This is a genomic window from Leifsonia poae, from assembly GCF_050632195.1.
Classification (GTDB): domain Bacteria; phylum Actinomycetota; class Actinomycetes; order Actinomycetales; family Microbacteriaceae; genus Leifsonia; species Leifsonia poae_C.
This window is the reverse complement of the sequence record NZ_CP192580.1, coordinates 2540190-2553520: the sequence shown is the minus strand read 5'-3', so window position 1 is coordinate 2553520 and position 13331 is coordinate 2540190. Positions and strand designations below refer to the sequence as shown.

Annotated in this window: 11 protein-coding genes; 8 read left to right on the top strand and 3 right to left on the bottom strand. The window is 66.9% G+C overall.

The annotated features are described in order from the left end of the window. Window positions 1–67 precede the first annotated feature (67 nt). The gene (locus tag ACQ86A_RS12925) at window positions 68–2605 is read right to left on the bottom strand and encodes a DNA gyrase/topoisomerase IV subunit A (RefSeq protein ID WP_431277426.1); all 2538 of its coding nucleotides are present in this window, start codon (window positions 2603–2605) and stop codon (window positions 68–70) included. 105 nt (window positions 2606–2710) lie between these two features. Here ACQ86A_RS12925 and ACQ86A_RS12920 point away from each other — a divergent pair, with 105 nt between their 5' ends. Beyond that, window positions 2711–3856 (top strand): alkaline phosphatase family protein, encoded by a 1146-nt coding sequence (locus ACQ86A_RS12920; RefSeq protein ID WP_431280442.1) that lies wholly within the window; start codon window positions 2711–2713, stop codon window positions 3854–3856. Window positions 3857–3902: 46 nt separating this feature from the next. Here the strand turns inward: ACQ86A_RS12920 and sepH are convergent, their stop codons facing one another. After that, window positions 3903–5066, bottom strand: coding sequence for a septation protein SepH (gene sepH, locus ACQ86A_RS12915; protein WP_431277425.1), 1164 nt, complete (start codon window positions 5064–5066; stop codon window positions 3903–3905). Window positions 5067–5272: 206 nt separating this feature from the next. Between sepH and ACQ86A_RS12910 the strand changes: the two genes are divergently transcribed. Beyond that, on the top strand, window positions 5273–5566 hold the full coding sequence (locus ACQ86A_RS12910) for a DUF4193 domain-containing protein (RefSeq protein WP_026307201.1): 294 nt from the start codon (window positions 5273–5275) through the stop codon (window positions 5564–5566). Between the two features lie 3 nt (window positions 5567–5569). Here the strand turns inward: ACQ86A_RS12910 and ACQ86A_RS12905 are convergent, their stop codons facing one another. Further along, entirely contained in the window at window positions 5570–6016 is a 447-nt protein-coding gene (locus ACQ86A_RS12905; protein WP_431277424.1) for a DUF3093 domain-containing protein, read from the bottom strand. Between the two features lie 38 nt (window positions 6017–6054). Here ACQ86A_RS12905 and dut point away from each other — a divergent pair, with 38 nt between their 5' ends. From dut to acnA, 6 genes are all read left to right on the top strand, one after another. Continuing rightward, window positions 6055–6528, top strand: a complete 474-nt coding sequence (dut, locus tag ACQ86A_RS12900) for a dUTP diphosphatase (RefSeq protein ID WP_431277423.1) — start codon at window positions 6055–6057, stop codon at window positions 6526–6528. Next, window positions 6525–7151, top strand: a complete 627-nt coding sequence (locus ACQ86A_RS12895; RefSeq protein WP_431277422.1) for a DUF3710 domain-containing protein — start codon at window positions 6525–6527, stop codon at window positions 7149–7151. The genes dut and ACQ86A_RS12895 overlap by 4 nt, the downstream gene beginning before the upstream one ends. Window positions 7152–7158: 7 nt before the next feature. Then, on the top strand, window positions 7159–7860 hold the full coding sequence (locus tag ACQ86A_RS12890; RefSeq protein ID WP_431277421.1) for a DUF3159 domain-containing protein: 702 nt from the start codon (window positions 7159–7161) through the stop codon (window positions 7858–7860). Between the two features lie 100 nt (window positions 7861–7960). Continuing rightward, the gene (locus tag ACQ86A_RS12885) at window positions 7961–8773 is read left to right on the top strand and encodes a hypothetical protein (RefSeq protein ID WP_431277420.1); all 813 of its coding nucleotides are present in this window, start codon (window positions 7961–7963) and stop codon (window positions 8771–8773) included. Continuing rightward, window positions 8764–10335, top strand: coding sequence for an HAD-IC family P-type ATPase (locus ACQ86A_RS12880; RefSeq protein WP_431277419.1), 1572 nt, complete (start codon window positions 8764–8766; stop codon window positions 10333–10335). The genes ACQ86A_RS12885 and ACQ86A_RS12880 overlap by 10 nt, the downstream gene beginning before the upstream one ends. A gap of 143 nt (window positions 10336–10478) precedes the next feature. Then, a complete protein-coding gene (gene acnA, locus ACQ86A_RS12875) occupies window positions 10479–13292 on the top strand; it encodes an aconitate hydratase AcnA (RefSeq protein ID WP_431277418.1) in 2814 nt (937 codons plus the stop codon). The last annotated feature ends 39 nt before the right edge of the window (window positions 13293–13331 follow it).

The following is a 13331-nucleotide window of genomic DNA, read 5'->3' as shown; positions in this document are numbered from 1 at the left end:
GCTCGCTCCGCTCGCTCCGCTCCGCTGCGCTCCGCGCCAAACGCAATCGAGTCCGGCCAAAATCCCCTTATCCCGCAGCGGGAAAGGGGATTTTGACCGGAGTCGATTGCGTTAGAGCGGAGCGGGGGTTAGGCGAGGCGGCGGCCGATAGTGGTGACGACCATGTCGAGGGGGTTCCGGATGCGTCGCGGCGGGCGCCGGGCTCGGGCAGCGAGCGCGCGGCGCCGTCGGCGCCGACGGCGAGTGCGGGGCCGCGGCCGACCCAGGCAAGCACGACCTCGTTCTCGCCCTTCAGGAAGCGGTGCGAGCGCACGCCGCCGGTGGCGCGGCCCTTGGCCGGGAACTCTGCGAACTCGCTCACCTTTCCGCTGCCCGGGTCCGCACCGAGGAGCGTCTCGCCGCCGGTCGCGATGGTGACGACGACGGTCTCCTCCGCCTCAGTGGCGGGAACGCTCGTGAAGAACACCGCACGCGCATCCGCTGCGAGATTGATGCCGGCCATTCCGCCCGCTGCCCGTCCCTGCGGACGCACAGCCGATGCCGGAAAGCGGAGTAGCTGAGAGTCGGAGGCCACGAATACGAGCTCGTCGGTGTCGTCGCCCTGAACGGCCCCGATGACCTCGTCGCCCGGCTTGAGCGAGATGACCTCGAACTCGGGCTTGTTTGCCCAGTCTCCGGCGGTGACGCGCTTGACGACACCCTGTCGCGTGCCGAGCGCGATCGAGCGCGGTGACTCCAGAGAGACGATCGCGAGGACCTTCTCCTTGCGGTCGGTCTGCGCCAGATAGTCGCCGATCTTCACGCCGGCGCCGAGCTGAACCGAGTTCGGCGGTGCGGCGGGAAGGTCGACGGGCGAGAAGCGGATCAGCCGCCCCTTGTTCGTGACCGCCCCGATCTCGGTGCGCGTCGTCGTATCCAGCTGGGACAGGATGGCGTCGTGCTTGCTGCGTCGGGCCGGTGGCGCGACGCGGTCCAGGCCGCCCTCATCCCCGGACTGCTGGTCGACGCGCAGGATGCGCCCGGTCGTCGACAGGATCACCCGCGTCGGCACATCCGCGACCTCGAGCACGACCGGCGTCTTGCCTCGCGCCGACGCCGTCGCGATCGACGGACGGGCCTCGGTGAGCAGCGTGCGCCGCGGGGTGCCGAACTTCACGGCCACCTGCTCCAGCTCGTCGGAGACGAGGGCGTTGATGCGCTCCCGGCTGCCGAGCAGGGCTTCGAGTTCTTCGATCTCGGCCTCGAGCTGGGATTTCTCGTTCTCGAGCTCGATGCGGGAGAACTTGGTGAGGCGGCGCAGTCGCAACTCGAGGATGTAGTCGGCCTGCAGCGTGCTGAGGTCGAACACCTCCATGAGCCGCGTGCGGGCCTGATCGGTGTCGTCGCTGGTACGGATGACCTGGATGACCTCGTCGATGTCGACGATCGCGATGAGCAGGCCCTCGACAAGGTGCAGACGTTCCTTGCGGCGTGCAAGCCGGAACTCGGAGCGACGGGTGACGACGCTGATGCGGTGCTCGATGTAGACGCTCAGCAGCTCCCGCAGTCCGAGGGTCTGCGGTCCGCCGGCGACGAGCGCGACGTTGTTGATCGAGAAGCCGTCTTCGAGCGGCGTGTGGCGGTAGAGCTGCTCGAGCACCGCATCGGGGCTGAAGCCTGTCTTGATTCCGATGACCAGCCGCAGGCCGTGCTGGCGGTCGCTCAGATCCGTGACGTCGGAGATGCCGGAGAGCTTCTTGGAGTTGACGCCGTCCTTGATCTTCTCGATGACTTTCTCGGGTCCGACGAGGTATGGCAGCTCGGTGACGACCAGGCCGCTCTTGCGTGCGGTGATCGATTCGACGGAGACTTTCGCCCTGGTCTTGAAGCTGCCGCGTCCTGTCGCATACGCGTCGCGAACGCCCGCGAGGCCGACGATGGTGCCGCCGGTCGGCAGGTCGGGCCCGGGCACATACTCCATGAGATCGTCGAGGGTGGCGTCCGGATGCGCGAGCAGGTGACGCGCGGCGCCCACCACCTCGATCAGGTTGTGAGGTGCCATGTTGGTGGCCATGCCGACCGCGATGCCGCTCGCGCCGTTGACCAGGAGGTTCGGGAAGGCCGCGGGGAGCACATCCGGCTGCATGAGCTGGTTGTCGTAGTTGGGGACGAAGTCGACGACGTCTTCGTCGAGGTCTTCGGTGAGGGCGAGTGCCGCAGCTGCAAGGCGGGCCTCGGTGTACCGCGGAGCGGCGGGGCCGTCGTCGAGCGAGCCGAAATTGCCGTGTCCGTCGATGAGCGGCACGCGCAGGGTGAAGTCCTGCGCCATGCGCACGAGTGCGTCGTAGATGGCGCTGTCGCCGTGCGGGTGCAGCTTTCCCATCACCTCGCCGGTAACGCGCGCCGACTTCACATGGCCGCGGTCGGGCCGCAGGCCCATCTCGGTCATCTGGTACAGGATGCGGCGCTGCACGGGCTTGAGGCCGTCGCGAGCGTCGGGCAGGGCGCGGGAGTAGATCACCGAGTAGGCGTATTCGAGGAACGAGCCCTGCATCTCGGTCGTGACGTCGACGTCTTCGATGCGTTCGGTGGTGCCGGCGGGTGCCTGGTCGTCTGTCGGTGTCATTCGGGCAATCTGGCTGAAAAATTTGGGATCACGGCACTGGCCCCGTTCATCGTCGCGGTCGACGTCTCGTGGTCGCCTTGTGACAAACTGGGCCAGATGCCCCCCATGCTACCGGCCGCCTACACGACGCGTTCGAGCCTTGCCGCTGTTCTGCCAAGTTGCCTGGCCGCGCTGACCGGCGCTGCCGACCCAGCTGGGGATGGGCTGGGTCTCCGACCGGTGCGTCAGGCGATCGTCATCGTGGTCGACGGACTCGGCGCGAGTGCCCTCCGCGCGCGAGCCGGGCACGCCCGAACACTGGCACCCCTGCTCAGCAAAGCGACGACGATCGATTCCGGCTTCCCCACGACGACGGCGGCCGCTCTCGCGACACTCGCCACAGGCACGCTTCCGGGCGTCCACGGCCTTGTCGGCTACCGGGTGAGGGACGCCGCGAACGATCGCATCGTCAACCAACTGAGCGGCTGGGATGACCGGCTCGACCCTGCGACCTGGCAGCGGTCCCGCACGGTCTTCGAACTCGCCCGCGATCAGGATGTGCAGAGCTGGGCGATCGGACTCCCCAAGTACACAGACTCCGGCTTCACCAAAGCGATCCTGCGCGGCGCAGGGTACGTTCCCGCCCGCACGATGGAGGAGCGGTTCGCTGCCGCCGAGCGCATCCTGGCCGATCCCGCTCCGAGCCTGACCTATCTATACGTGGCCGAACTCGACCAGATCGCTCACGCCCGGGGCTGGGAGTCGCCGGAGTGGACGGAGGCGCTGGAGCAGCTCGATGGACTCGTCGCGGCGCTCGTGCGCCGGTTGGGCTCAGTGCAGGGCGTGCTGTTGACGGCGGATCACGGTGTGATCGATGTCCCAGCGAGCGGTCACGTGCTCTTTGACACCGCGCCCGAGCTCGTGGAGGGTGTCGCGGAGATCGCGGGCGAGCCCCGATGCCTGCAGTTGCACCTGGCGGAGCCCGGCGAAGAAGCAGCGCGCGACCTGGCCGAACGCTGGCGGGCGGTCGAAGGCGAGCGGGCCTGGGTCGCTACGCGCTCGGAGGCGGTCGACGCGGGTTGGTTCGGGCCGTCTGTGCATCCGGATGTGCTGCCGCGTATCGGGGATGTGCTCGTCGCCGCGCGCAAACGCATCGCGTATTACGACTCCCGCGACCCGCAGCGCAGCGGTCAGAACATGATCGGCCAGCACGGATCGCTGACGCCGGACGAAACGCGCGTGCCGCTACTGCGGTTCGCTGCCTTCGCCTGAGCTCGTTCGGCTGAGCTCGTTCGCCTGAGCGGTCAGACGTGAGTCGTCAGGCAAGGTCGTCGTCGGTGCGGGCGCCGAAGACGATCTCGTCCCAGCTCGGCATCGACGCGCGGCCCTTGCGGCCGACGCGTCCCTGCGGGCCGGTCGAGTTCGAGCTCGACGTCAGAGGAGTGGGCACCACGCTCGACGGCGTCGGGGTGGACGCACTGGGCGCAGGCTGGCCGCTAGGCGCATCCGATGACTCGGTGTCCGGTGCGATGTCGCGCAGCGAGTCGAAGATGTCGAGCGGTTCCGGTGCGTCGACGACGGTCTCGGGCGTCGGTGCGACGTGATCGTCGACCGGTGCCTCGTAGTTCGCCGCCTCGCGCTCGCCGCGGCGGCGGCGGAGGGCTTCGAGCAGGTCGGCTGTTTGGTGCAGGTCGCGCGGGGTCTCGTCGGCGCGGTTGATCGCGCTGACCGTGATCGAGTTGTTCGCCGACGACAGGGGGCGCCCGTGGGTGAGGGGCTCGGGGAACGGCGAGGTCGCATCCGGACCGAGAAGATCGGACGCGGACTCGATGAAGGTGAAGGCGCCGCTGTCGAACCGGGACTCGTCAGGCTCGGTGTCGTGGGGAAGCACTGCGCGCAGCCGGGGGATGAGGGACCCTCTGAGCTCGCCGGCCTGCGACAGGGTCGTGGCCTCGGAGTTGAGCGGCGACAAGCCGTGCTTGCGGGCGTCGTAGCCCCACCGCGCGTCGTGGTCGATCTGATCGGCCGTGAACTCGAGCTTGATGATCCAGCCCGCCTCGCTGTCCTTCCAGCTGGCCCAGCGTTCGCCGGCGACGCCGAGGGAGGCGAGACGTTCGCGGATGACGGCGCCGAAGGTGTTGCCCTCGCCGAGCGGATCGACGTCGGCCGTGGTGTGCACGGGCACGCTCAGTGCACTGGCAACGATGTGCTCGCGCTCAGCCACGATCGGGCCTTCGAAACGCTGGATGTACTCGAGCGGCGCGCCGGTGACGGCGGAGACATCCTCGGCGGACATACCGGAACGGATGTGCGCCTGGACTTCGCGCGGCGACAGTTTCGGCGCCGCGACGGAGGATTCCTGCCTGAATTGGCGGATCTTGGAGTGCAGACCCTCGTCGATGGCGATGCGGAACCGCTCACCGTCGTCGCCGACGGCGACGAGTGCGCCGTCCTCGACACCGATGACCTTTAAATCCTGCATGGTGAGTGCCTTCCCAACTCTTGACGTACGGCCCAAGAATCTCACGCGATAAGGCGGAATCCGGGGAATAACCGTGGCGTGCCGGAAGTTGAAAACCGAGCAATCGCCGAGAGCCCGCCGAGTGGTTTGCTATTCCCCGGTGATTGATGCAAACTATGGCCGCCGATTGCGAAGAATCGGCCGTTATGTATGAGAAGTGGATGGGCATGGCAACGGATTACGACGCACCGCGGAAGACCGAAGACGACTCCGAGTCGATCGAGGCCCTCAAGGAGCGAGTTCCGGACAAGATGTCAGGAGTTGTCGACGTCGAAGACGCTGACAACCCCGGCGGATACGAGCTCCCGGGTGCAGACCTGTCGGACCTCGATCTCGATGTCGTCGTCTTGCCTCCCCAGGCGGATGAGTTCACCTGTGTGAACTGCTTCCTGGTGAAGCACCGCTCGCAGATCGATCACGAGACGAAGCTCGGACCGATCTGCGTGGAGTGCGCGGCCTGACGGTTACGACGCGAGTCGAGCCTCATTGAGAACCCGGACCAAACGGTCCGGGTTTCTTGTTGATACGAGCCAATAAGGGGCGGGGTCGCTCGCATCGAGCACCGGCACCTTCACGACGGGCTTGATCCAGCCCCGGATGAGCAGCCACGCGCGGGCGTCGAGGTGTCGACCGCGCTCGATGGATGCGTCCTCGCCGTCGAATCCCTCCGCCTCTCCTGTGAACTCCAGAGGGATGCTCGCGCGGCCGGCGACCAGCTCCGTGGCGGTCACACGCAGCGTCGGTGTCGATGCGATGAACGCGACGACGATCGCGAGGTAGAAGACGATCGCCACCACGATGCCCACGGCCAGGTTGATCGGCGCCAGGATCAGGGTCGTGATCGGGAGGATGAGGGCGCTGGCGATGAAAAGCCAAGGGGCGGGGTATAGCCGCTCGCGGTACAGGTCCATGGCTCTATTCGATCAGACTTCTGCACTACCCTCGACACGTGACCGATACCGTTGACGTTCCGATCATCGCCGGCCTCGTCCCCGCGTACGCGCATCCTGGTGACGCCGGCGCCGATCTCTGTGCCGCCGAAGCGGTGACGCTCGCCCCCGGACAGCGCCATACCGTGGCGACCGGAGTGTCGATCGCGTTGCCCGACGGATTCGCTGCCTTCGTCGTCCCGCGTAGCGGACTGGCCGCCAGGCACGGCATCACGATCGTGAATTCGCCCGGGACCGTGGATGCGGGATACCGCGGCGAGATCCGGGTGACCGTACTGAACACGGACAGTTCGATGCCGTACGATATCGCCGTCGGAGACCGGATCGCCCAAGTGATCGTCATGCCGGTCACCCGGGCGAACTTCATCCCCGTCGACAGTCTGCCTGAGAGTCACCGCGGAAAAGCGGGCTTCGGCTCCACCGGATACAACACTGGGCTCAGCACCACAGCGCAGTCAGGAGAACACGCGTGACCGATACGAGCAGCACCGACCCCGTCAACTGGGAGAAGTCGGCGCCCGAGGATCGCGAGACCGAGGGTCCGCTCGACGAGAGCGAGGCGAATCCGGTTCGCCCTTACGTCGACCTCGGCGGTGTCAAGATCCTCCCGCGCGAGGGCCTGCACCTGCGCCTGGAGGTCGAGGAGGAGACGCAGCGCGTCGTCGCCGTCGGCCTCGACTACGCCAACTCGACCCTGCAGGTGCAGCCGTTCGCCGCGCCTCGCTCGAGCGGCCTCTGGCACGAGATCCGCGAGCAGATCACCGACCAGGTGAACCGGCAGGGCGGTCGCACGCAGGAGCGCGACGGCGTGTTCGGGCCAGAGCTCGTCGCCGAGATCCCTGTCGCAGCCCCGCAGGGCGCGCCCGGCGAGACCCGGGTCGCCCGCTTCGTCGGTGTCGATGGACCGCGCTGGTTCCTCCGCGGGGTCATCGCAGGCGACGCCGCAGTGAAGCCCGACGCGGCAGCCCTCGTCGAGGACCTCTTCCGCAGCATCGTCGTCGTGCGCGGCTCCTCGCCGATGCCGCCGCGCGACCTCATCCCGCTCCGGATGCCCACCGCGCCCGCCACGGGCCCGGACACCTTCACGTCGCTGTAGGCCGCGCATGACCGACCGTTCTCCGGAAGAGCCGGGTGGCTCCGACAGGCCCGTCGACCAGTCAGTCGACCAGTCGCTCGATCAGCCGCAGACCCCGGATGCCGTCCCGTCCGCGCTCGGCGAATCTCTCGCCCGTGCCGCCCAGAAGTCCGGCCTCGGACAGCTCGCCGATCGGGAGACACCGACAGGTACGGCATTGCTCGCGGCGCTCGGGGGCTTCCGCGGCCTCGCCGAGACGATTCTTCCGGGGCTGGTCTTCCTCATCCTGTTCACGTTCACGCAGAACGTGCCGCTCTCGATCGGCTGCTCTGTCGCTGTCGCGATCGTGTTCACCGCCGTCCGATTGATCGGAAAGACGCCTGTCACGCAGGCGATCGCCGGTCTGCTCGGCGTGGGCATCTCGGCGATCCTCGCCCTGATCACCGGACGCGGGGAGGACAATTTCATCCTCGGCATCTGGACGAACGCCGCGTACGCCGCGGCCCTGCTGATCTCGATGCTGGTCCGCTGGCCGCTGATCGGGCTGATCGCGGGCTACCTGATGGGCGACGGGATCGCCTGGCGCAAAGTGCGGAGCAAGTTCCGCGTGATGCAGGCGCTGACCCTGCTCTGGTTCCTACTCTTCGCGGCACGCCTCGTCGTTCAGGTTCCCTGTATCTTGCGCACACGCCCGAGGCCACGAGCGCACTCGCGCTCACCAAGCTCTTGATGGGTGTTCCGCTCTACGCCCCGCTCCTGCTCATCACGTGGTTCGTGGTGCGGGGGCAGTTCGGGGTCGTCGAGAAGAAGACCCCGGCCAAGGATAGGCCGTGCTCGACGCGCGAACCAGGGAGGGGCTGACCAGCGCGGAGGTCGCTGAACGTCACGCAGGCGGTCGCGGCAACACACAGCATCAGCCGAGTTCGCGGTCCATCGGGGACATCCTGCGTGAGAACATCTTCACGCTCTTCAACGGCATCCTGACGGTCTGCTTCATCGCTGTGATCGTTCTCGGCGACTTGCGCGACGGATTCTTCTACGGGGTCGTGGTCGTCAACGCTTTGATCGGGATCGTCCAGGAGGTGCGGGCGAAGGTCGTACTCGACCGTGCGGCCCTTCTCGCCGCACCCGAGAGTCGCGTCCGTCGTGACGGTCGGGTCGCGGAGATCCCGATCGAGGGCGTCGTCATCGACGACCTGCTCGTGCTGCGCCCGGGCGACCAGATCCCGGCCGATGCGAGGGTGCTCGAGAGCACCGGACTCGCGCTCGACGAATCGCTGCTGACCGGTGAGTCCGATCCCGTGTTCAAGGATGCCGACGCGATCCTGCTCTCCGGCTCGCACGTCGTCACCGGGACGGGATACGCGGTCGTCACCGCGGTCGGCGCCGACTCCTATGCCAGCAAGCTCACGAGCGAGATCCGCAAGCACTCGCTGGTGCACTCGGAGCTTCGGGATGCGACCAACCGCATCCTCGTGTACCTCTCGTGGATCCTCGGCCCGCTCATCCTGATCACCCTCATCGGTCGCGTGCTGACCTACGGCGGCTGGAGCGAGCTGTTCGTCGACGCGCGCTGGCGCCGCGCGCTCCTCGATGCCGTCGCGGCGGTGGTCGGCATGATCCCCGAGGGCTCGTGCTGCTGACCAGCCTCGCGTTCGGGGTCGCGGCGATCCAGCTGGCCGCGCGCAAGGTGCTCGTCCAGGAGTTGGCGGCGGTCGAGGTGCTCGCGCGCGTCGATGTGCTCTGCCTCGACAAGACCGGAACCCTCACGAGCGGAGAGCTCGTTCTCGATCGCACCGAACCGCTCGGGGATGCGGTGGCCGATGACGAGACGGCGGTCGCGCTCGCCGCGTTCGGCGCGGATGATGCCGGTAATGCCACCGCGGGCATCCTCTCGAGCCGCTTCCGATCGGATCGGTACCGGATCGTGCGGCGCGTGCCGTTCAGCTCCGCGACCAAGTACAGCGGCGTTGTGATCGCGGTCGACGGGGTCGAGTCGAGCTGGGTTCTCGGGGCGCCCGAGCGGGTGCTAGCCGATCACGGGGACGAGTTGGCCAGCGCGAACACCATCGCCGCGACCGGGCAACGCACGCTCGCCCTGGTGCGCACGGTCGACCCGCTTCCCAAGGGAAGCCACGTGCCGATCGCCGGGCTGGCGGTCCAGCCCGCCGCGCTCGTCGTGCTGAGCGAGACGGTCCGACCCGAAGCAGCCGCGACCCTCGGCTACTTCGCCGAGCAATCCGTTCGTGTGGTCATCATGTCGGGGGACAACCCGATCACCGTCGAGGCGATCGCGCGGAGCCTGGATCTGCCCGGCGCCGCGATCGACGCATCCACTTTCCAGGATGATGCCGCTCTCGCAGATGCGCTCAAGTCGAACGACATCTTCGGCCGGGTGAGTCCCGAGCAAAAGCGCACGGCCGTCGGCCTGCTTCAGGAGCAGGGCCGCACGGTTGCGATGACCGGCGACGGCGTGAACGACGCGATGGCGATCAAGGATGCGAACCTCGGCATCGCCATGGGCACCGCCACGGCCGCGACCAAGGCCGTGTCGCGACTGGTGCTGCTCGACAACCGATTCGACCGACTGCCGGACGTGCTCGCCTTCGGGCGCCGGGTGATCGCGAACGTCGAGCGCGTCTCGAACATCTTCCTGGCGAAGACGGTCTACGGGATCCTGCTGGCCCTCGTGAGTGCTGTGCTGCTGTGGCCGTTCCCCTTCCTCCCACGGCAGCTCACTCTGGTGTCTACCCTCGCGATCGGGATCCCGTCGTTCTTCCTGGCGCTCGCCCCCAACCGGCGCATCTATCAGCCGGGCGTGCTGAAGCGCATCCTGAGGTATTCGATCCCGACGGGTGTGATCGCGGGGCTCACCTGTGTGGTGGCGTATCTGCCTCTGTACCGGAGCATCCCTCTGCACGAGGCCAGGAGCGTCACAACGATCGCGCTCTTCTGCGTGTCTCTCTGGATACTCTGTGTTCTCACGCGCCCCTTGAGCGGGCTCAGACTGGCTTTGCTGGCTTCGGTCGCCGCTGCGATGGCGCTGGTGTGCGTCATCCCGTTCACCGCCAACTTCTTCGCGATGCATGTTCCTCTCACGCTCGACCTGGTCTGGGGCATCCTGGTCGGGGCCGTCGGCGCGGCCGGTATCGAGCTCTTCTACCGGTTCGCGCGGCGTCGTGGGCTGGTCTTCGATCGCGAGTGACGCGTGGTAGATTTATCTTGATGTCAAGATAAATTATGCAGCAGGCGACTTAGGCTTGCCTTGCTGGAAACGATCTTCGACACACAACCAAGATTGATGAGAAGGCTTGCGTTACCAGGCCTGCCAATGAAGGAGAGGGCACAGTGTCTGCGGTGAACAGCTTTGGAGCGAAAGACACCCTGAAGGTCGGGTCGACCGAGTACGAGGTCTTCCGCATCGACAAGGTCGACGGATACGAGAAGCTCCCGTTCAGCCTGAAGGTGCTGCTGGAGAATCTGCTCCGCACGGAGGACGGCGCGAACATCACCGCCGACCACGTCAAGGCACTCGGCTCCTGGGAGCCGACCGCCGAACCGAACACCGAGATCCAGTTCACGCCGGCGCGCGTGATCATGCAGGACTTCACCGGTGTTCCCTGCATCGTCGACCTCGCCACCATGCGTGAGGCCGTGTCCGCGCTCGGCGGAAACCCCGAGAAGATCAACCCGCTCGCGCCCGCCGAGATGGTGATCGACCACTCGGTCATCGCCGACCTCTTCGGCACCGAGAACGCGCTCGAGCGCAACACCGACATCGAGTACGAGCGCAACGGGGAGCGCTACCAGTTCCTCCGCTGGGGCCAGACCGCGTTCGACGACTTCAAGGTCGTCCCGCCGGGAACCGGCATCGTGCACCAGGTGAACATCGAATACCTGGCTCGCGTCACCATGACCCGCACGGTCGGGGGAGCGCTCCAGGCATACCCGGACACCTGCGTCGGCACAGACTCGCACACCACGATGGTCAACGGCCTCGGTGTGCTCGGCTGGGGCGTCGGCGGGATCGAGGCCGAGGCGGCCATGCTGGGCCAGCCCGTGTCGATGCTCATCCCCAAGGTCGTCGGCTTCAAGCTGACCGGCGCCATCCCGACCGGTGTGACGGCGACGGATGTGGTGCTCACCATCACGCAGATGCTGCGCAAGCACGGCGTGGTCGGCAAGTTCGTCGAGTTCTACGGAGCCGGCGTGGCTGAGGTGCCCCTGGCCAACCGCGCGACCATCGGCAACATGAGCCCCGAGTTCGGCTCGACCGCTGCCATGTTCCCCATCGACGACGTCACCCTCGACTACCTGCGCCTCACCGGCCGCAGCGAGGAGCAGATCGCACTCGTCGAGGCGTACTCCAAGCTGCAGACGCTCTGGCACGACCCCTCCAAGGAGCCTGTCTTCAGCGAGTACCTCGAGCTCGACCTCGGCACCGTCGTGCCGTCGATCGCCGGCCCGAAGCGCCCGCAGGACCGCATCATCCTGGCCGAGGCCAAGGAGCAGTTCGAGAAGGACCTGGGCGACTACGCGGAGATCGACCACGACATCGTCGATCTGACGATCTCGGAGTCGTTCCCGGCCTCCGACCCCGGTGAGCTGAGCCCGGAGGACACGAACAGCAGCCACGTCCACCACCACCACAGCCACGCCCCGAAGACAGCATCGAGCCCGACCCCGGTCACCCTCGCCGAGGACGGCACCTCGTTCACGCTCGACCACGGTGCGGTCGCGATCGCCGCGATCACCTCGTGCACGAACACGTCGAACCCGTCGGTGATGCTCGCGGCCGGTCTGCTTGCCCGCAACGCCGCCAAGAAGGGCCTGAAGTCCAAGCCTTGGGTCAAGACCACCCTCGCGCCGGGATCCAAGGTCGTCACCGACTACTACGAGAAGGCCGGCCTCACGGGCTACCTCGAAGACCTCGGCTTCTACACCGTCGGCTACGGCTGCACGACCTGCATCGGCAACTCAGGCCCGCTGATCGACGAGATCTCGCAGGCGGTCAACCAGAACGACCTCGCCGTCACCGCGGTGCTCTCGGGCAACCGCAACTTCGAGGGTCGCATCAACCCTGATGTGAAGATGAACTATCTCGCGAGCCCGCCGCTCGTGATCGCATACGCCCTTGCCGGATCGATGAACTTCGACTTCGAAGTGGATGCGCTCGGCAAGGACCAGGACGGCAACGATGTCTTCCTCAAGGACATCTGGCCCGACGCCGCCGAGGTGCAGGAGACGATCGACTCGTCGATCAACGAGGGCATGTTCACCCACGAGTACGCGAGCGTGTTCGAGGGTGACGAGCGCTGGAAGTCGCTGCCGACCCCGACCGGCTCGGTGTTCGAGTGGGATGAGAAGTCGACGTACGTACGGAAGCCCCCGTACTTCGACGGCATGACGCTGGAGACCACCCCGGTCACCGACATCCAGGGCGCACGCGTTCTGGCGAAGCTCGGCGACTCGGTCACCACCGACCACATCAGCCCGGCCGGTAACATCAAGGCCGACAGCCCGGCCGGTCGGTACCTCGACGAGCACGGCATCGACCGCAAGGACTACAACTCCTACGGATCGCGTCGCGGCAACCACGAGGTGATGATCCGCGGGACGTTCGCGAACATCCGTCTCAAGAACCAGCTGCTCGACGGCGTCGAGGGCGGGTACACCCGCGACTTCACGCAGGAGGGCGGCCCGCAGTCGTTCATCTACGACGCCTCGCAGCACTACCAGGAGCAGGGCACGCCGCTCGTCATCCTGGGCGGCAAGGAGTACGGTTCCGGATCGTCGCGCGACTGGGCTGCGAAGGGAACCAGCCTTCTCGGCGTGCGCGCCGTCATCACGGAGAGCTTCGAGCGCATCCACCGCTCCAACCTCATCGGAATGGGGGTCGTCCCGCTGCAGTTCCCGGCCGGCGAGAGCTGGGCTTCGCTCGGCCTCGACGGCACCGAGACGATCTCGATCTCGGGACTCGAGCAGCTGAACGAGGGAACCACCCCGAAGACGGTGCACGTTACCGCCGAGCCGACGTCGGACTCGCCCGCAGGCAAGCAGACGATCGAGTTCGACGCTGTCGTCCGGATCGACACGCCGGGTGAAGCCGACTACTACCGCAATGGCGGCATCCTGCAGTACGTGCTGCGGAGCCTGGTCTAGCGAGAAATCGGGAGGAGGCTCGGAAACGAATTTCCGAGC